The organism is Streptomyces sp. NPDC008125 (assembly GCF_042957125.1).
Lineage (GTDB): Bacteria > Actinomycetota > Actinomycetes > Streptomycetales > Streptomycetaceae > Streptomyces.
On record NZ_JBIBHR010000021.1, the window covers coordinates 107,628 to 124,927 of the forward strand.

The window sequence follows — 17,300 nt, forward strand, 5'->3', positions numbered from 1 at the left end:
CACGCAGGGGCGTTGATGACGAGCGCGGGCCCGGTGGGGTTCTTGCTGTCGCGGACGGGGACGAGGCCGGGGAAGTTGTCGGCGACTTCGAGGCAGTTGTTCGGGCCGCCGTCGCTGAAACTGGACTTGCGCCAGCCGGCGTTGGTGAGGTCGATGGACGGGCTCATGCTCGGTTCTCCTTCAAGAAGCCAGTGATGAAGGCAATGGAGTCAGGCGGGGACAACGCCAGATCCCGGACGTGATCGTAAGACAGACGGAGGCGGGTAACGGATGCCGGATCTTCGATCAGCTCGCCGCAATTGTTGCCCTCGGTGAAGGCAACGCAGCCGCCGTCGTCCTGCCACAGCAGTGACAGGGCTCCGGTCATGAGAGCGTGTGCGCCGGCCGAGAGAGGCAGCACCTGCAGGGTGAGTGACGGAGTCTCCGCGATCTCGATGAGGTGGCACAGCTGCTTTTCCCAAGCCTTTGCGTCGGACACGGGGCGATGCAACGCGTACTCGTCCATGATGATTCGGACCGACGGCGCCGGGACGCGGTGGAGCAGTTGCTGCCGACCGAGGCGCGCTATGACCTGCTCCTCCACCAGCTCTGCCTCAGCCGTCGTTTCCTGAGCCCCGGACAACGACTCTCGGGCTACATCATCGGTCTGGAGCAGTCCAGGAATTCCCAGTGTGAACAGGTGCATGATCCGCGCCGTGGACTCCAGCCGAGCTACCTGTACCGGCTGGAGGTCAGCCAACGGCTCTCGAAGCTGGAGGTGATGGAGGACCTCGACCGCTACTACGGGAGCGGGGAGCTGCTCAAAGGATTGTGGGTGGTGGCGCGGAGGGAAGTCTTCAAGGACAAGTACAAGGAGTTCATGCGCGTCCTGATTCTTCGTCCACGTCGGCCGGTTCGGTCATCGCGGTCCTCCCGTTGTCCTGTGCGCGGGCAATCGTGTGCTGCTTCCGAGCGTAGGTCGCGGCGGTGATCATCGAGTCACGAACAGTGAGCGTCACCCGATGGAAGTCACTGCGAAGTCACCCCGAAGTCACCGCGTCTGTGAGGCACATGTCATGGCCGATTCCCAGTTCCGTCTGCTGCCCTGGAACTCACCCGAGGGCAGGCGTTGTTACCTCAGCACCGATGATCCCGACAGTCGGATGTCGCGGCTGGCCGACGAGGTGGAGGCGGATCTCGTCGCATGCGGGGAGGACGTGCTCGCCGGGGCGCGGGAGGTGCTGGCCGACGCGTCGGCCGGTGAGACGGCCCTACGGTTCGCGCTCAGGGCGACCGCCGATTCTTTGCGGGACGTGCTGCTGGTGGCGGAGTGCCGGGAGGGGAGGCCGCCGTTCGCCTGGATCGTCGGCGGGGTGAGTCCGGGGCCCCGGCGGGACGGCTCCCGGCGGGCGGAGGAGGGGGCGCGACCGATGGGAACCGAGGAGGGGCCCACGGAGGGCGGGTCCGGCGAGCCTGGCGGGACCCCCGCCGGATGACCCGTCCGTCCGGGAAAACCCTGATGAATGCCATTCAAAAGTGATCTCCAGAGCTACTCCGTACATTCCGTTCCGGCACTGAATCAGTCGTTCCCGTTCTATTACAGTGCTGGCGGAGCCGTACCGACGGTAGGGGGACTGGCCGGATGACCATCGGGACCACAGCTGTCTGGGGCCGTGTGGAACAGCAGGACTTCCGCAGCCGGGTACGGGGAGCGCTGCTGGGCACGGCGCTCGGGGACGCTCTCGGTGCCGGGGTCACTCCGCTCACGCTGGAGGAGATCCGGGAGGCGCACGGCGTGGGCGGGGTCGCCGACTTCGTGCCGGTGGACGGGCGGCGGGGCGGGGTCACGGCGGTCACCCAGCTGACCCTGTTCACCGTGGACGGGCTGATACGGGCGCAGGTCCGGCGCGACACGGGCGCCTGGCATCCGCCGACCGACGTGTACCGGGCCCATCTGCGGTGGGCGGCGACGCAGCGCGACTGGGGACCGGACGAGCGGCGCGAGGGCGACGGCTGGCTCGCGCGCGAGGAGTGGCTCTACGCCCGCCGCGGCCCTGCCCGGGCCTGCCTGCACGGCTTCGGCGACACCACGATGGGCACCCTGGAACAGCCGAGGAACCCGAAGGCGCGGGATTCCGCCGCCCTCACCCGGTCCGCGCCGTTCGGGCTGCTCGTGGGGTGGGAGCCGCAGCTGGTGTGCCAGCTCGCCGTGGAGTGCGCGGCGCAGAGTCACGGGCACTCGACCGCCCAACTGGCCGCCGGGGCCTTCGCGGTGGTGGTGCACGGGCTGGCCTGCCGGGACACCCTGGACGGTTCGGTGCAACGGGCGCTGGCGCTGCTCGCGGAACGCCCGGGCCACGAGCCCGTCACCGAGGCGTTGCGCAGGTCCCTCGGAGCCGTACGGCAGGGAATTCCGGGCCCCGCGCTGATCGAGTCGCTGGGCTCGGAGGACTCGGCGGAGGAGGTGCTCGCGGTGGGGCTGTACTGCGCGCTCGTCGGCGAGGACGTGCGCCACGGGCTCCGGCTGGCCGTGAACCACGGCGGGCCGTCCTCGCCCACCGCGGCGGTCTGCGGGGCGCTGCTGGGCGCCCTGCACGGGGAGACGGCCCTGCCGCCTTCCTGGCTCGCCGAGATCGAGGGCCGGGCCACCCTCCTCGAACTCGCCGACGACTTCGCGATGGAGATGACCCAGGGCCCGGCCCTGCACAACGCCACTGCTGCGGCGCCGGGTTGGCTCGCCCGGTATCCGAGGGCGTGACGCGAACCGGTGCGCCCCGCGACGGACGCCATGGGCGGGTCACGCCGGGGGCAGGGGGACGCCGTGGGGGCGGACCGGACCCCCGCCCCGCCCCGCGCTCGGCGAGTACGCGTTCAGACCACCACGGCGGCTGGGCAGCCCCAATGGAGTGGATCCAGGAATCGGCGGCTGCGTAGGGTCGGCCGCATGACCGCTTACGTGATCGCAGACGTGCAGTTGACCGGCAACCCCGACGAACTGGCCGAGTACCGTTCGCAGGTGGTCGCGACCCTCGCACCCCACGGCGGCCGCTATCTGGCCCGGGGCGGTGAGACGGATGTCGTCGAGGGCGACTGGGCCCCCGGGCAGATCGTTCTCGTGGAGTTCCCGGACCTGGCCTCCGCGCGAGCGTGGAACGACTCGGCGGAGTACCGGGCGATCGCACCGCTGCGCATCCGGAACACGGACAGCAGAAGGCTGATCGTCGAGGGCCTCTGACTCCGGGGAGCCTCCGGGCGCCCTGCCGGCCAGATGCGGCCGGCCAGATGCGGCCGGCCAGATGCGGCCGGCCAGATGCGGCCGGCCAGATGCGGCCGGTCAGGTGCGGTCGGTCAGGTGCGGTCGGCCAGATGCGGCCGGTCAGGTGCGGCCGGCCAGGTGCGGCCGGCCAGGGCCGGTCAGTCGCCCCGGGGTCGCCCGTGGGTGCGCCCCGGTCGCAGCAGCACCGGCCGCAGCCTGCTGTAGCCGCGTACCGATACGGGCCGCAGCGAGCGGAGTTCGTACGCGGGCATCCCCGAAAGCTCCCCGGCCAGCTCGGTGTTGACGAGTACGGTGTCGGGGCGGGCGACCGCGGTGAGGCGGGCGGCGACGTTCACCGCCGCCCCGTAGACGTCGCCGAAGCGGCTGAGTACGGCTCCGTGGGCGAGCCCGGTCCGTACCTGCGGCAGCCGGGCCTCCGACTCGGCGCGGGCGGTGAGCTCCAGGGCGATGTCCGCGGCCTCGGATGCCGACTCGCAGACGAAGAGCACCTCGTCGCCGATGGTCTTCACGACCCGGCCCCGGCCCTCGGCGACCACGTCACCGGTGAGGCTCTCGAACAGGTCGAGTACGCGCACGAGTTCGGCGTTCCCGAGGCCCCGGGTCATCCGGGTGTAGCCGACCATGTCGGTGAAGCCCACGGCCCGGTCGCGGACGTCGGCGCCCTCGTGGTCCGGCAACGGTTCGTCCTGTCCCGGCCCGGAGGGCACGGCCCGCGTCGCCTCCTGCGCCTCGGCGAGGACGCGTTCCGCGTACGCCGCGAGGTGCCGGCGCCACACATGCTGCTGCAACTGCTCCATCTCCGGCAACAACGCGGCCGCGTGCGCCATCAACGTCCCGCCGTCCAGGGCGAATTCCGACTCGCGGTTGATCCAGGACCAGAGGGTGTGCACCTCCCACTCCGCCAGCCGGGACAGGTGGTGGCCCAGGGCGCGGGCCATCATGATCTCGCTCTCCTCGGTGATGAGCCCGGCCGCGATGAGCCGTTCCCCCGCCCGGAGCGCCTCGACGTCGGCCTCGGTGAAGACCCTCGCGTCCTCCTCGACCATCGGGAAGCCGAGCGCGCGCCAGATCTGCGCGGTGCGCCCGGTCCCCACCCCGGACCGCTCGGCCATCTCCCGCCGCGTCCAGACGCGGCCGCCGCCGAGCAGCACCTCCTCGATGGCGGGGCCGAGTTCGGCGACGCCGAAGGGCCCGGGAGCCCCGCCCGCCGGGCTGTCGACGCCCGCCGGGCTGTCGTCGCCCGCAGGGGTGCCGATGTCCGCAGGGGTGCCGACGCCCGACGGGGCGGGCGCGTCGGCGATCCCGGGCCCTTCGGCCGCGCTCACGTGGTGTGCACGATCAGGACGTCCAGCGGCGCCTTGCGGGCGATGTCGGCCGGTACGGAGCCGAGGATGCGTCCGGCGAGCGAGCGCAGCCCCCGGTTGCCGACGACGAGCAGATCGGCCGAGACCTCCTGGGCCAGCCGGGTGAGCGCGGCGACCGGCTCGTCCTCCACCGCGACCGTCCGCACCTTGTCCGCGCCCTGCGCCCGTGCCCGGTCCCTCGCGATCCGCAGGGTCGACTCGGCGGGCGCGGAGCCCACCACCTGGTACGCCTCGGCGCCCAACTGGTCCTGAGCCGCAACGAGTTCATGCCCGCGCATCGGGGCATACGCGCAGGCCACGACGAGTTCGGCCTCGCTGTCGGCGGCCAGCCTGGCCGCCCTCTCGACCGCCGCCAACGACGACTCGGAGCCGTCCGTACCGACCATGACCGTGCGGTAGGCGCCCACGCCAAACCCCTTACTCCGCAGTAAACTTACTGAAAAGTAAGGTAGAGCGGGGCGGGTCGCACGGCAAGGGGCGGGAGGCGCGGGGGGTGGGTGACGTGCCGCACGTGGCGCTCGGTCGCCCGCGCCGCCCGGGTCCGCGCCGCCGGGGTCCGGGCTGCCGGGGTTCGCGCCGTCTGGGTTCGCGCCGCCGGGGTCCGGGCTGCCGGGGTCCGCGCCGTCTGGGTTCACGCCGCCAGGGTCCGGGCTGCCGGGGTCCGGACTGCCACGATCCGGGCCGTCCGGGTCCTGGCTGCCGGGTCCGGTCCGCCGCGCTCCCCTACGGTCGTGCCTGCGTGGGCAGGGTGAGGATTTCGGCTCCGTCGTCGGTGATGGCGATGGTGTGCTCGGTGTGCGCGGTCCGGCAGCCCGTCGCGCTGCGCAGCGTCCAGCCGTCGGCGTCGGTGACGAGGGTGGCGGTGTCGGCCATGATCCAGGGCTCCAGGGCGAGCAGCAGGCCGGGGCGCAGCTTGTATCCGCGGCCGGGCCGTCCGGTGTTCGCGACGTGGGGGTCCTGGTGCATGGTCGAGCCGATGCCGTGGCCTCCGAACTCGGTGTTGACCGGGTAGCCCGCCTCGCTGAGGACAGTGCCGATGGCGTGGGAGAGGTCGCCGATGCGCGCGCCGGGCTTGGCGGCGGCGATCCCGGCGGCGAGTGCGCGTTCGGTCGTCGCGATCATCGCGACGCTCTCCGCCGGCCTGGCCTGGCCCACCAGGAAGCTGATCGCGGCGTCCGCGGCGACCCCGCCGTTGCTCACGGCGAGGTCGAGGGTCAGCAGATCCCCGTCCGCCAGCGTGTAGTCGTGGGGCCGCCCGTGAAGCACCGCGTCGTTGACCGCCGTGCAGATGTAGTGCGCGAACGGGCCGCGTCCGAAGGAGGGCGCGTAGTCGACGTAGCAGGACTGCGCCCCCGCCTCGGTGATCATCTCCTTGGTCCACCGGTCGATGTCCAGCAGGTTCGTGCCGACCGTGCTGCGCTGCTTCAGTGCGTGCAGGATGTTTCCGACCAGGGCGCCGGACTCCTTCGCCCGCTCGAGCCGCGCGGAGTTCAGGATTTCGATCATGGGGGACCTCTCACAGGTGTCCAATAACTATACCGGTCTAACTGTACCGGTATAAGAATGGGGTCACGCGGGGTGGGTGTAGTTCTTCCCGCCGGAATACACCCACGAGGCGGACTTCCACGTCCCCAGCCGGAGCCGCAGGCTACTGCGCGGTGCGAGCGTGCCGGAGAGCGCGATGTCGTGGTAGCGCGAGCGGCCGTTGGAGCATTCGGTCTCCGGGGAGTTCCTCCACCCTTCGCCGGTCCCGGCGTACTGCAGCCGGGCGGTGAACCGGGTGGCGGTGTGACAGCGGGCCTGGAGGCGGCCCTTGAGCGTGTAGGTACGGTTTCCGGTGCCGCCCCAGGACAGTCGGCCGGTGAAGCTCAGGACTGCGGAGACGTCGCCCCGCTGGACCCGGAACGCGACCGGCTGGTCGGCGCGGGCGGCCCGGGGGCGAGAGGTGGCTGCGGCTGTCGCGGAGGTGGCCGCCGCCGCAGGGGCGAGCAGTGCGGCGGCGGTCACGATCACGGCAGCGGTCGCGGTCGCTGCGGCGGTACGGGCAGGGCGCACGGGGAGGAGTCCTCTCGAAGATCGCGAACAGATCGGGATCTTCCTATCGGCCCACCGTGCCATCGCTCGGGGTTGAACGGTTCGCCCTTCACCCGGATGGACGCCGCGTCACCCGAGCGGGGTGGGGCCGGGCCCCGCCCTGAGCCCGGCGGCCCCTCACCGGCGGGTGAAATCGTGGCGTGGGGCCTGCGGCAGTGTGAACCAGGCGCGGGCCAGAAGGCGGGCGCGGCCCGTCAGCACGGTGAAGGGAGCGGGGCGTCCGCCCGTGTCCCGTACGGCCCGGTCCAGGTAGTCGCGCAGTTGCCAGACCTCCGCCGGGCCGGCCCCGTCGGTGACGTCGAGTATCCGCCGCACCTGGTCCGGCGTGACGCCCAGATCCGCGGCGACCTCCTCGACGGTGAGGCCGGACAGGGTCAGGTTGGCCCTCAACTCCTCGCTCGTGCGGCGGCGTTCGGTTTCGTTGAGAGACATGGTCCGATCTCGTTCCTCGCGTGGGCGGGTAGGGGCCGGTCCGCTACCGGACGATGTCCCCCGAGCGCGTCGGGACCGCGTCCAGCGCGGCGAGGGCCGGTGTGTCGAGGGTGACCGCCCCGGCGGCCACGTTCGCCTCCAGGTGTCCCGCATCGGCCGTGCCGGGGATGAGCAGCACGTTCGCGGCGTGGTGCAGCAGCCAGGCCAGGCCCACCTGGGCCGGGGTGCGGTCCAGCGACTCGGCCGCCGCGAGGACGGCGGGCTCGTCGGTCACCTTCGGCATGCCGGGGAAGGCGCTGCCGAGCGGGAAGTACGGCACCCACGCGATGTCCTCGGCGACGCAGAGACGGAGCATCTCCTCGTCGTCGCGGGCGACCAGGCTGTACGCGTTCTGCACGCAGGCCAGGCCCACCGGGAGCGCGCGGCGCAGTTCGGCCATGCCGACGTGGCTGATGCCGATCTCCTCGATCTTGCCCTCGTCGCGCAGCGCCGTCATGGTGGCGAGCTGGTCGTCGATGTCGACGAGCTGCTCGCCCTCGGCGGTCAGCCCGGGGCCGCGTTCGGCCCGGCGCAGGTTGACCAGCGGGATCCGGTCGAGGCCGAGGCTCTTCAGGTTGTCCTCGACCGAGGCCCGCAACTCCTCGGGCCGCTGTGCGAGGCGCATCGGGTGCGGGCCGCCGGAGTGGGGCGTGGCCCCGACCTTGCTGACGACGAGGACCCCGTCCTCGGGCCGGAGGGCCTCGCGGATCACGTCGTTGGCGAAGCCGTCGCCGTAGAACTGGGCCGTGTCGATGTGGTCGACGCCGAGTTCGACCGCCCGCCGCACGAGGGCGAGGGCGGCGGCGCGGTCGTCCCGGAGGCGGGGGAGCTGCATGGCGCCGAAGCCGATGCGGGAGACGGTACGGGTGCCGATCCGGCCCGCCCCTCCCGCACGGGGGGCGCCGGTGGCCGTGGTGGGAGTGTCTGTGCTCGCCATGAGGTCATCCAGGTCTCGTGAGAGGATGAATAAACGGAGGAACCTCCGTTATCTCGACTGTAGCACTACCGGAGGGTCCTCCGTTTTGAAGACGCCCGAAGCACCCGACGCACCCGAAGCACCCGAAGCGCCGGACGCACCCGAAGCACCCGACGCACCCGAAGCGCCGGACGCGCCCGAAGTGCGGCTGTCCGCTTCCGGGGGCGCCCGCCCCGCCCGTGCCGACGCGCGGCGCAACCGCGAGAAGCTGGTGGACGCCGCCCGCTCGGCGTTCGCGGCGGCCGACGACACCGTCCCGCTGGAGGGCGTCGCCCGCGCGGCCGGTGTCGGCATCGGCACGCTCTACCGGCACTTCCCCACCCGGGAGGCGCTGGTGGAGGCCGTCTTCGCGGCGGAACTCGACGCCGTAGCCGACAGCGCCCCCGGCCTGCTCGACGCGTTCCCGCCCGAGGTCGCGCTGCGCGTCTGGATGGACCGCTACGCCGCGTTCGTCGCGGCCAAGCAGGGCATGCTGGGCACCCTCCGCGCGGGCTGGGCCTCCGGCAGCATCGCCACGCCGGCCACCCGGGAACGCCTGACCGCCGCGATCGCGGACCTCCTCGCGGCCGGTGTACGCGCGGGCACCCTCCGCGCGGACGTCGAGCCCGGCGACGTCACCACCATGGTCTTCGGCGTCTTCCACCCCGTGGCCGACGACGGCGCCCCCGACCGGACCGGCCGGGTCCTCGACCTCGTCATGGACGCGCTCCGCACCCGGGGCGGGAACTGACGGACACGGCCGCCGCGGGTAAGGGGTGTCCCGCACTTCCTGGCGGGTGTGCGACGGCAGCTGCGGCACCTCGCAGCGTTGCCGGAACGTCCGCATACATCCAGTATCCGGACGCCCCTCCGCCGTGCGATGCACCGCATCCGACGCCGCACACTGATCCACCACGCACTGCGGGACAGCCCTCGGCCTCCGCGTGGTGCGTGCCGTCGGAGCGCGACGCTGGACGGTGAGCGGGCCCCGGACGACGGGCGGGCCCTGCCGGGCCGGCGTCAGACCAGGTTGCGGCGGCGGCCCACCGGGACGGTGAGCAGGTAGAGCGGGGGCAGGATCGCGGCGGCGCACACCGTCCACAGGGCCGCGTGCGTCCCCGCGTACGTGGCGAGCAGGCCCGCGCCGAGGGCACCGAGCGGCTGGGCGCCCCAGGAGACGAAGCGGACGGTGGCCATGACGCGGGAGAGGAGCTCGGGCGGCGACTGGGTCTGGCGGTGGGTACGCGTGGTGATCGACCCGATGACGACGCCGAAGGCGAACCCGGCGTTGCCCAGGGCGAACCAGTACGCGTCGCCCGCCGACGTGGTCAGCGGGACCAGCAGGGCGGCCATGCCACCGGCCAGGGTGGCCGCGACGATCGCGCGGGCGGTGCCGAAGCGCCGGGTCAGCCGGACCGCGACCGCGGCGCCGACGAGCGAGCCGACCCCGTCCGCCGCGAGCACCAGGCCGAGCTGGACGGGCGTCAGCCCGGCGTCACGGACCAGGTAGAGGGGCGTGAGGGCGACCAGCGCCGCGCAGACGAAGTTGGTGGTGGTGGCCCAGAGCATGCAGGGCAGCATCACCGGGTGCCGCGTCACGTACGTCCAGCCCTCGCGCATCAGCTTGAACGCGCTGTCGGCGGTGCGGGCGCCCGGGCGGCGCTCGGGAAGGGTGCGCAGCAGCACGGCGGAGAGCAGGTAGCTGGCCGCGTCCACGAGGAGCGCGCCGACCGGGCCCGCGGCGTGCACCAGGAGGCCGCCCGCGGACGGTCCCGCGGTCTCGGTGACGGCGTGCGTGCCCGATATCAGGCTGTTGCGGTCGGCGAGCTGCCGGGCCGGGACGACGGCGGGCAGGAAGGTCGAGTTCCCGATGTCGAAGAGTACGGTCGCCGCGCCGGTGACCAGCGCGGCGAGCAGCAGGTGCGGGTAGCTGAGCCGGTCGAGCCACCAGGCGAGCGGGAGGGAGCCGACCGCCACGAACCGTACGACGTCGAGGACGACCTGAAGGCGGCGCAGCGGGACGCGCTGGGCGATCACTCCGGCCGGGAGGCTGAGGAGCAGCCAGGAGACCTGCCCGGCGGCGGCGAGCAGGGCGGCCTGGAGCGCGGTGGCGTCGAGGACCGTGAGGGCGATCAGCGGCAGGGCGAGGGCGGTGACGGCGGTGCCCGCGTCGCTGACGGTGGCGGCGGCCCAGTAGCGCCAGAAGACCGCGGGGGGCGGGGCCGCGTGGGGAGTGGTGCGACTGTCGGGCTTCCGGACCGTCGCTGTCTCGTTCGTTTCGCTCATGCTGCGCGCTCCGGTAAGTCTCTTATGGGAACTTAGCTGGTCAGAGTCAGTTTCTATCCGGAACTGACCGGATGGCGCAAGATTGATCCAGAAACTGGACCCCGTAGTCGCAGGACAGGAGAGCCATGGTCAGGGCGGTGCCCGAGCGGGACGCCGCCTGCGCGATCGCGCAGGCGGCGGCGGTGGTCGGCGACTGGTGGAGTCTGCTCCTGGTGCGGGAGACCGCGCGCGGTCACCACAGATTCGACGCGCTGCAAACGGAGTTGGGGATCTCCCGGAAGGTGCTGGCCGAGCGCCTCGCGCACCTGGTGGAGGCGGAGGTCCTGGAGAAGGTCCCGTACCAGAGTGGTCCGGTGCGGTACGAATACCGGCTGACGGAGAGCGGTCTGGGGCTGCTGCCCGTGCTGCTCTCGATGCAGGACTGGGCGGACCGCTGGCTGCACGGCGACGGGTCGCTGAGCGGCACGGCCGGGGAGGAGAGCGCGGAGGCGCTGCGGATGGCTGGCCTGCTGGGTGAGCGGCTGCCGCACCTCGAACTGCCCGGGCACCGGGACGGCGCGCCGGTGGACCCGGTCGCCGGCGCCGAGGCGACGGTCCTGTTCTGCTACCCGGCGACGGGCAGCCCCGTCCCGCTGCCGGACGGCTGGGCCGGCATCCCCGGAACCGTCGGCTGCACCCTGGAGAACCGGCTGTTCAGGAACGCGTACGACGACTTCCGCGCGGCAGGTGCCGAGGTGCACGGCGTGAGTACCCAACGCCCCGAGGAGCAGCGGGCGTTCGCCGTGGAGGAAGGCATTCCCTTCACCCTGCTCTCGGACACCGACCTGCGGCTCGCCGCCGCTCTGCGGCTTCCGGTGTTCCGTGCCGGGCAGATGCTGCGACTGAAGAGGGCGGTGCTGGTGCTGGACCGTGAGCGGGTGGTGCGCCACGCGCGTTTCCCGGTCACGGACATTCCGGGGGCGGTGCGCGAGGCGGCGGCCGTGGTCCGGGAGCTGGCCGGGGCGTGACTCCCCCGGACCCGCCGGCTTGCTACTCTCTCGGAGGCCGTGCGAGAGATCGAGGAGGTGGTACCCGTGAACGTATCGACGTGGGTGCTCTCCTCAGGGGTCACGGTCGGGCGATAGGTCGTCGTCCGGGAGCGCCGTTTCTGTGCTCTCCCGAAAGGCACGACCATGCGATTCACTTCCGAACGGCTCCTCGACGACGGTGTCGTCGAGCGGGAGTTCATCCTCGGCGAGATCCCCGGCATCCTGTGGACGCCCGCGTCCGCGTCCGCACCGGTGTCGCCGATCCTGCTCAGCCCTCCGCCCATCGGGCTGCGCAGGGCGTACCCCCGGCTGGTGGGCCGAGCCCGGAGCGCTGCGGCGCAGGGCTTCGCATCGGCCACCATCGAACTCCCCGGATACGGCGACCGGCCCCGCCTGCCCGGCGCCGAGCAGGCCGCCGCCGACCTGCGGCGGGCTTTGGAGGCCGGCGAGCCGGTCACCGACGAGATCATCGACGCTCTCGTCCTCCCCCTGGTCGAGAGGGCGGTCCCGGAGTGGCAGGCCGTCCTGGACGACCTGCTGCGACTGCCCGGGATCGGCGGCCCGGCCGGGTACTCGGGGGGAGTGATCTCCATCGGCACCCGGCTGGCCGCGGTCGAACCGCGCATCTCGGCCGCCGTTCTGTTCGCCGGGAGTTTCGTCCCCCGCGTCATCTTCGAGGAGGCCCGCCAGGTCACCGTCCCGCTGCACGTCCTGCTGCAGTGGGACGACGAAGGCAACGACCGGCAGGCGGCTCTGGACCTGTTCGACGCCTACGCCTCCGAGGAGAAGACGCTCCACGCCAACCTGGGCGGGCACAGGGGCGTCCCGCAGTTCGCGGGCGAGGAGGCGGAAAGGTTCTTCGTCCGGCATCTGCGCCGAAAGCTTCGCTGAAGCCTGTGCTGAAAGCTGCGGTGAAGCCGTGCTGAGACCGTGGTGAGCAACCGCTCCGATCGCGTCGGCACCGGCCTGTGCCGGTACCGGCGGTCGGGGCGGTACAGCCCCGCGTACGGGTTCAGGTGGCCGTGCCGCCCGAGGGCGGCAGCGACGCGATGCCCGCGAGCATGAGGTCGACCCCGGCGAGAAACTGCTCGCGGTCGTCGTGGCCCCGCATCTGGTCCGCGACGGCCCGGGTGAACGGGTAGTCGTCGGGGTCGAGGCGCTCCCAGGCCGTGGACACGGCGTCGAGGAACTCGGCGCGGTCCGTGTCCGGTCCGAGCGCGTGGGCCTTCTCGGTGTTCGTGGCGTTCTGTCCGGCGGCACCCAGGATGTAGTGCAGCAGCGCCGAAGTCGCCGTGAACCAGGCACCCTCCGGCGCCCCCAGCGCGCGGATCTGCCGGCCGAGGCTCTCGAAGAGCCGGGGCACCACCGTCCCCCACTGGCTGCGGGCGATCCGTCCGGCGAGCTGGGGCGCGAGCCAGGGGTGCGCGTCGGCGGCGTCGAACAGGCCGGTCGCGACGGCACGGATCGCGTCCTCGGGCGTGCCCTGCGCTCCGGGCGCCCCCACGGCCTCGATGACGACCGCCTCGACGGCGGCTCCCAGCAGCTCGTCCTTGTTCGCCACGTGGTGGTAGATCGCCCCGGGGCCCGTCGCCAGGCGCTCGGACAGGGCCCGGAAGGTCAGCCCGCCCTCGCCGGCCGCGTCGAGCAGCTCGACGGACGCCCCGACGATGCGCTCCCGGGAGAGCGCCTCCGTGCGCCGCGGTGACCGGCGCTGCCCCGTGGTGGTCATGAAGCCATTTTGACATGACTGGAACGCTGTTCCAACATGGTGATGGAACAGCGTTCCAAACTCTCGGTCGGAGCCCCGGACCGCACCCCCGTCGCCGCTCCCCGAAGGAGGAGTCACCATGAGCAGCACCCCCAGCACCCACGTGACGATCGTCGGCGCCGGACTCGGCGGCCTCACGCTCGCCCGCGTCCTGCACGTCCACGGCATCCCGTCCACGGTCTACGAGGCCGAGGCGTCCGCGACCGCCCGCACCCAGGGCGGGCTGCTCGACATCCACGACCACAACGGCCTCCCGGCGCTCCGCGAGGCGGGCCTGGAGGAGGAGTTCCGCGCCATCGTCCTGGAGGGCCACCAGGCGACCCGCGTCCTCGGCACGGACGGAGCCGTGCTCCTGGACGAGCCCGACGACGGTACGGGCGGTCGCCCCGAGGCGCTCCGCGGCGAGCTGCGCCGGATGCTGCTCGACTCGCTGCCCGCCGGGACCGTCCGGTGGGGCCACAGGGTCAGCGGCGTACGCACCCTCGCCGACGGCACCCACGAGGTCGCCTTCGCCGACGGCACCACCGTCACCACCGGTCTGCTGGTCGGCGCGGACGGCGCCTGGTCGCGGGTCCGCCCGCTGCTCTCCGGTGCCGTACCCGCGTACTCCGGCATGTCGTACGTCGAGACCTACCTCCACGACGCCGACGTCCGGCACCCCGCCGCCGCGAAGGCGGTCGGCGACGGGGCGATGTGCGCGCTCGTGCCCGGCAAGGGCATCCAGGCCCACCGGGAGACCAGCGGGACCCTGCACACCTACGTGGCCCTCAGCAGGCCGCAGGAGTGGTTCACGGCCGCCGGGTTCGCCGACCCCGCCGCGGCCACCGCACGGATCGCCGCGGAGTTCGACGGCTGGGCGCCGGAGCTCACCGCGCTGATCACCGACGGGGAGACCGCACCCGTGCTGCGGCCCCTCTTCACCCTGCCCGACGGACACCGGTGGGACCGCGTGCCGGGAGCGACCCTGCTGGGCGACGCCGCACACCTCATGATCCCGTCCGGCGAGGGCGCCAACCTGGCCATGCTGGACGGCGCCGAGCTCGGCAAGGCCATCGCCGCGCACCCCGGCGACGTCGAGGCCGCACTCGCCGCCTACGAGCGGGAGCTCTTCCCCCGCAGCGCGGCGGAGGCCGTCGACGCCACCGACCTCCACGAGGCGATGTACGGCGAGAACGCGCCCCACGGCCTGCTCCGCATGTTCGCCGGCCAGGCGTAGCCTCCGGAACGCCAACGGACCGGTACCAGCCCGGTGTCGCACCGGGAGGTACCGGCCCGTACGGGTGCGGGCGCCCCGGGGCACCGCCGTTGCTCAGTCCCGGATCGGGGCGGCGTCCGCGGCCGGGCCGCCCTGGGCGGGGAGGGAGGCGGCGGCGGAGTCGTCGTCGCCGTCCTCGTTGATGCGGGCGAGCACCGCGTCGCGCTCCGGGGTGTCCTCCGGCTTCACGAACCCGATCACGACGTACAGGACCAGGGAGACCGCGAGCGGCACCGAGACCTGGTACTGGAGCGGGACACCGCCGTCCACCGCCCAGTTGATCGGGTAGTTGACCAGCCAGAACGCCACCAGGCCCAGCGCCCAGCTGACCAGCGCCGCGGTCGGCCCGGACTTCCGGAACGGACGCAGCAGACCGAGCATGAACGGGATGGCGATCGGGCCCATCAGGCCGGCGACCCACTTGATGACGACGGTGATGATGTCCTTGAACGCGGGCGAGTTGACCTGCGTCGCGACCGCCATCGACAGCGCGAGGAAGGCGATCGTGGTCCAGCGGGCCGCGATCAGGCCGGCCCGCTCGTTCCAGCCGCGCGCGGCCTTGGCGAAGGTCGGCACGATGTCGCGGGTGAAGACGGCGGCGATGGCGTTGGCGTCCGAGGAGCACATGGCCATGGTGTGCGAGAAGAAGCCCACGATGACCAGGCCCAGCAGGCCGTGCGGCAGCAGCTGTTCGGTCATCAGGGCGTAGCTGTCCGAGGCGTCCGGCTTCTGCGCGTGGACGAGCAGCGGCGCGCACCACATCGGGAAGAACAGCACCAGCGGCCAGACGAACCAGAGGATGGCCGAGAGACGGGCCGAACGGGTCGCGGAGCGGGCGGAGTCGGTGGCCATGTACCGCTGGGCCTGGTTCCACATGCCGCCGTTGTACTCGAAGGTCTTGATGAAGAGGAACGCGAGCAGGAAGGTCACCGTGTACGGCCCGGCGGTCGGGTCCGCGTGGCCGTCGGGGAGCTTGTCCCAGACCGTCCACAGGGTGGAGAACCCGTCCAGCTTGCCCATCACCGCGATCAGCATCGCGAGCCCGGCGAAGAGCTGGATGATGAACTGCCCCAGCTCCGTGAGCGCGTCGGCCCACAGCCCGCCGACGGTGCAGTAGATGGCGGTGATGACGCCGGTGATGAGGATGCCCTGGGTGATGGTCAGCCCGGTGAACACCGACAACAGGGTGGCGATGGCAGCCCACTTGGCGCCGACGTCCACCACCTTCAGCAGCAGACCGGACCAGGCGAGTGCCTGCTGGGTCTCGACGTTGTAGCGGTTCTTCAGGTACTCCAGCGGCGACGCGACCCGCAGCCGCGAGCGCAGCCGGTTGAGCCGGGGTGCGAAGAGCTTCGCGCCGATGAAGATGCCGATGGCGATCGGGAGCGACCACGTGACGAAGGAAGTGACCCCGTACGTGTAGGCGATGCCGGCGTAGCCGGTGAACATCACCGCGCTGTACCCCGACATGTGGTGCGAGATGCCGGACAGCCACCACGGCATCTTCCCGCCGGCCGTGAAGAAGTCGCCGACGGTGTCCACGCGCTTGTGCGACCAGAGTCCGATCGCGACCATCACACCGAAGTATCCGATGAGTACGGTCCAGTCGAGACTGTTCATGTACCCCTCCAGGGGTCCGCCTTGTGAACGGGAACGCTCTTCGTCAGTACAGCCGTTCAGCGGTACCCCGCGCGGGTACGGGGACTTCGGGGATTGAACCGCTTCCGCGTGTACGCGGTCAAGGCATGAGTGTCCACGAGTGTGAACGGCAATCAGCAGCCCGAACGATTTTGCCTGTTCTTGACCAAGCGGAGCGTTGTGCGGGCGTGACGGCGGCCACACGATGGGCGGGCACTTCGTCAGGCTGTCCGAAGAATCGAATGCGCGCGGCGCACGCGATGCGCGCGACGCGGTGAACGGCCCGCGCGGAGACGGGAATCGGTGACTGTCGGGCGCTCAACGGCCCCGTGGTCAACGGGTTCGCGATCGCACCGCCGGGAGACGTCACCGCCGTCACGTCCTCGCGGGCCCGCCCGCGGTGGTGCGGGCCCGGGAAAGGGCCTGCCGAACCACGTGCGGCGCGCATACGGCAAGACCGCACGGGATGCGGGTCCCGTGCGGTCGAGGAGGGGGGAACTTGGTCGGTCGACATCCGGCGATGCCGGAGCAGAGCCGGTGCGGTCGCCGGTTCCCACCCGGGTGTGCCGACGGTTCGTGCCGTACGGCCTGCCCGGTACGCCGCCTGCGCGGTGCGCGGGGCGGGTGACCGCCCCGGCACCACCTCGCGGCGTACCGGTGATGCGCGCGTACCGCTCGGTCACCCCTGACGGAGCGGGTGCTGCCGAGCCCTCTCGGCCAGGACGGCGGGCCGGTCGAGAGGGCCGGGTGAGCGGCGCGGGAGCGGGCCGGTGGAACGCACCGGGCTCAGACGTCGAGCGTGCGCTCCGCGACGTCCCTGACGAACGCGTTCCAGGCGCCGGGCACGAAGGTGATCGAGGGGCCCTCGGTCACCTTCGAGTCGCGGACCGCGATGGAGAGCGCGACGGGGGACTTGACCTCGACGCAGGCACCGTTGCCGCCGGAGTACGAGGACTTGGTCCACATGTCCGTAGCACCCTGGATGATAGCCATGTTCACTCCGGTTTCGATGAGTTGATCGTGAGCCTCGCACCAGACTGCTTTCAGCTGGCGTGATCGACGCTACTCGCCAACTCCCCCGGCTGAAATTGCCGTTCACTCGACCGGATGGCAAATGCCAATGAACTCTTACCCGCTGAGGTGGCGACGGTGTATTGTGCCGTCGCCCCTCACGTCACATCGATG

19 protein-coding genes and 1 pseudogene are annotated in these 17,300 nt (G+C 71.9%); 8 read left to right on the forward strand and 12 right to left on the reverse strand.

What is annotated here, in order from left to right:
- Positions 1–167, reverse strand: a 167-nt coding sequence (locus tag ACFZAX_RS29565) for a DUF397 domain-containing protein (RefSeq protein WP_390965397.1), incomplete at its 3' end; no start/stop codon positions are given.
- Positions 164–685, reverse strand: a complete 522-nt coding sequence (locus tag ACFZAX_RS29570) for a Scr1 family TA system antitoxin-like transcriptional regulator (RefSeq protein WP_390965356.1) — start codon at positions 683–685, stop codon at positions 164–166. The genes ACFZAX_RS29565 and ACFZAX_RS29570, both read right to left, overlap by 4 nt.
- 24 nt (positions 686–709) lie before the next feature.
- On the opposite strand from ACFZAX_RS29570, the pseudogene ACFZAX_RS29575 reads away from it, so the two are divergent.
- The 4 genes and pseudogenes from ACFZAX_RS29575 to ACFZAX_RS29590 form a co-directional block, all read left to right on the forward strand.
- Positions 710–868, forward strand: a pseudogene (locus ACFZAX_RS29575) (DUF397 domain-containing protein); the annotation flags it as partial.
- A 187-nt stretch (positions 869–1,055) separates the two neighbouring features.
- Positions 1,056–1,475 carry a hypothetical protein gene (locus tag ACFZAX_RS29580; RefSeq protein WP_390965357.1) on the forward strand — a complete coding sequence of 140 codons (420 nt, stop codon included), beginning with the start codon at positions 1,056–1,058 and terminating at the stop codon, positions 1,473–1,475.
- A gap of 146 nt (positions 1,476–1,621) precedes the next feature.
- Positions 1,622–2,737, forward strand: a complete 1,116-nt coding sequence (locus ACFZAX_RS29585) for an ADP-ribosylglycohydrolase family protein (protein ID WP_390965358.1) — start codon at positions 1,622–1,624, stop codon at positions 2,735–2,737.
- Between the two features lie 186 nt (positions 2,738–2,923).
- Positions 2,924–3,214, forward strand: coding sequence for a DUF1330 domain-containing protein (locus tag ACFZAX_RS29590; protein ID WP_390965359.1), 291 nt, complete (start codon positions 2,924–2,926; stop codon positions 3,212–3,214).
- A gap of 179 nt (positions 3,215–3,393) precedes the next feature.
- On the opposite strand, the gene ACFZAX_RS29595 is transcribed toward ACFZAX_RS29590, so the two are convergent.
- The 6 genes from ACFZAX_RS29595 to ACFZAX_RS29620 form a co-directional block, all read right to left on the reverse strand.
- Positions 3,394–4,416: an adenylate/guanylate cyclase domain-containing protein gene (locus ACFZAX_RS29595; protein ID WP_390965398.1), complete on the reverse strand. Its 1,023-nt coding sequence runs from the start codon at positions 4,414–4,416 to the stop codon at positions 3,394–3,396.
- 161 nt (positions 4,417–4,577) lie between these two features.
- On the reverse strand, positions 4,578–5,027 hold the full coding sequence (locus ACFZAX_RS29600; protein ID WP_390965360.1) for a universal stress protein: 450 nt from the start codon (positions 5,025–5,027) through the stop codon (positions 4,578–4,580).
- A 316-nt stretch (positions 5,028–5,343) separates the two neighbouring features.
- Complete coding sequence (map, locus tag ACFZAX_RS29605; RefSeq protein ID WP_390965361.1) at positions 5,344–6,126, reverse strand: type I methionyl aminopeptidase; 783 nt, start codon at positions 6,124–6,126, stop codon at positions 5,344–5,346.
- A gap of 63 nt (positions 6,127–6,189) precedes the next feature.
- Positions 6,190–6,675 (reverse strand): hypothetical protein, encoded by a 486-nt coding sequence (locus ACFZAX_RS29610; protein WP_390965362.1) that lies wholly within the window; start codon positions 6,673–6,675, stop codon positions 6,190–6,192.
- Positions 6,676–6,831: 156 nt separating this feature from the next.
- The gene (locus ACFZAX_RS29615; protein ID WP_390965364.1) at positions 6,832–7,146 is read right to left on the reverse strand and encodes a DUF2316 family protein; all 315 of its coding nucleotides are present in this window, start codon (positions 7,144–7,146) and stop codon (positions 6,832–6,834) included.
- Positions 7,147–7,189: 43 nt separating this feature from the next.
- A complete protein-coding gene (locus ACFZAX_RS29620; protein ID WP_390965365.1) occupies positions 7,190–8,122 on the reverse strand; it encodes an aldo/keto reductase in 933 nt (310 codons plus the stop codon).
- 85 nt (positions 8,123–8,207) lie between these two features.
- On the opposite strand from ACFZAX_RS29620, the gene ACFZAX_RS29625 reads away from it, so the two are divergent.
- Positions 8,208–8,891, forward strand: coding sequence for a TetR family transcriptional regulator (locus ACFZAX_RS29625; protein ID WP_390965366.1), 684 nt, complete (start codon positions 8,208–8,210; stop codon positions 8,889–8,891).
- Between the two features lie 269 nt (positions 8,892–9,160).
- On the opposite strand, the gene ACFZAX_RS29630 is transcribed toward ACFZAX_RS29625, so the two are convergent.
- Complete coding sequence (locus tag ACFZAX_RS29630; RefSeq protein ID WP_390965367.1) at positions 9,161–10,426, reverse strand: MFS transporter; 1,266 nt, start codon at positions 10,424–10,426, stop codon at positions 9,161–9,163.
- 125 nt (positions 10,427–10,551) lie between these two features.
- Between ACFZAX_RS29630 and ACFZAX_RS29635 the strand changes: the two genes are divergently transcribed.
- Positions 10,552–11,433, forward strand: a complete 882-nt coding sequence (locus ACFZAX_RS29635) for a winged helix-turn-helix transcriptional regulator (protein ID WP_390965368.1) — start codon at positions 10,552–10,554, stop codon at positions 11,431–11,433.
- Between the two features lie 165 nt (positions 11,434–11,598).
- The gene (locus ACFZAX_RS29640; RefSeq protein ID WP_390965369.1) at positions 11,599–12,345 is read left to right on the forward strand and encodes an alpha/beta hydrolase; all 747 of its coding nucleotides are present in this window, start codon (positions 11,599–11,601) and stop codon (positions 12,343–12,345) included.
- A gap of 121 nt (positions 12,346–12,466) precedes the next feature.
- Here ACFZAX_RS29640 and ACFZAX_RS29645 read toward each other — a convergent pair whose 3' ends face one another.
- On the reverse strand, positions 12,467–13,183 hold the full coding sequence (locus tag ACFZAX_RS29645) for a TetR/AcrR family transcriptional regulator C-terminal domain-containing protein (protein ID WP_390965370.1): 717 nt from the start codon (positions 13,181–13,183) through the stop codon (positions 12,467–12,469).
- A 118-nt stretch (positions 13,184–13,301) separates the two neighbouring features.
- Between ACFZAX_RS29645 and ACFZAX_RS29650 the strand changes: the two genes are divergently transcribed.
- The gene (locus ACFZAX_RS29650; protein WP_390965371.1) at positions 13,302–14,438 is read left to right on the forward strand and encodes an FAD-dependent monooxygenase; all 1,137 of its coding nucleotides are present in this window, start codon (positions 13,302–13,304) and stop codon (positions 14,436–14,438) included.
- Between the two features lie 93 nt (positions 14,439–14,531).
- Here the strand turns inward: ACFZAX_RS29650 and ACFZAX_RS29655 are convergent, their stop codons facing one another.
- A complete protein-coding gene (locus tag ACFZAX_RS29655; protein WP_390965372.1) occupies positions 14,532–16,097 on the reverse strand; it encodes a sodium:solute symporter family protein in 1,566 nt (521 codons plus the stop codon).
- Positions 16,098–16,901: 804 nt separating this feature from the next.
- Positions 16,902–17,108, reverse strand: coding sequence for a DUF397 domain-containing protein (locus tag ACFZAX_RS29660; RefSeq protein WP_390965373.1), 207 nt, complete (start codon positions 17,106–17,108; stop codon positions 16,902–16,904).
- Positions 17,109–17,300 lie beyond the last annotated feature (192 nt).

Coding starts and splice junctions, on each gene's coding strand:
- ACFZAX_RS29615 (WP_390965364.1), bottom strand. CDS start 7,146: ATGTCTCTCAACGAAACCGAACGCCGCCGCACGAGCGAGGAGTTGAGG.
- ACFZAX_RS29585 (WP_390965358.1), top strand. CDS start 1,622: ATGACCATCGGGACCACAGCTGTCTGGGGCCGTGTGGAACAGCAGGAC.
- ACFZAX_RS29660 (WP_390965373.1), bottom strand. CDS start 17,108: ATGGCTATCATCCAGGGTGCTACGGACATGTGGACCAAGTCCTCGTAC.
- map (WP_390965361.1), bottom strand. CDS start 6,126: ATGATCGAAATCCTGAACTCCGCGCGGCTCGAGCGGGCGAAGGAGTCC.
- ACFZAX_RS29620 (WP_390965365.1), bottom strand. CDS start 8,122: ATGGCGAGCACAGACACTCCCACCACGGCCACCGGCGCCCCCCGTGCG.
- ACFZAX_RS29645 (WP_390965370.1), bottom strand. CDS start 13,183: ATGACCACCACGGGGCAGCGCCGGTCACCGCGGCGCACGGAGGCGCTC.
- ACFZAX_RS29650 (WP_390965371.1), top strand. CDS start 13,302: ATGAGCAGCACCCCCAGCACCCACGTGACGATCGTCGGCGCCGGACTC.
- ACFZAX_RS29640 (WP_390965369.1), top strand. CDS start 11,599: ATGCGATTCACTTCCGAACGGCTCCTCGACGACGGTGTCGTCGAGCGG.
- ACFZAX_RS29570 (WP_390965356.1), bottom strand. CDS start 685: ATGCACCTGTTCACACTGGGAATTCCTGGACTGCTCCAGACCGATGAT.
- ACFZAX_RS29635 (WP_390965368.1), top strand. CDS start 10,552: ATGGTCAGGGCGGTGCCCGAGCGGGACGCCGCCTGCGCGATCGCGCAG.
- ACFZAX_RS29655 (WP_390965372.1), bottom strand. CDS start 16,097: ATGAACAGTCTCGACTGGACCGTACTCATCGGATACTTCGGTGTGATG.
- ACFZAX_RS29580 (WP_390965357.1), top strand. CDS start 1,056: ATGGCCGATTCCCAGTTCCGTCTGCTGCCCTGGAACTCACCCGAGGGC.
- ACFZAX_RS29630 (WP_390965367.1), bottom strand. CDS start 10,426: ATGAGCGAAACGAACGAGACAGCGACGGTCCGGAAGCCCGACAGTCGC.
- ACFZAX_RS29590 (WP_390965359.1), top strand. CDS start 2,924: ATGACCGCTTACGTGATCGCAGACGTGCAGTTGACCGGCAACCCCGAC.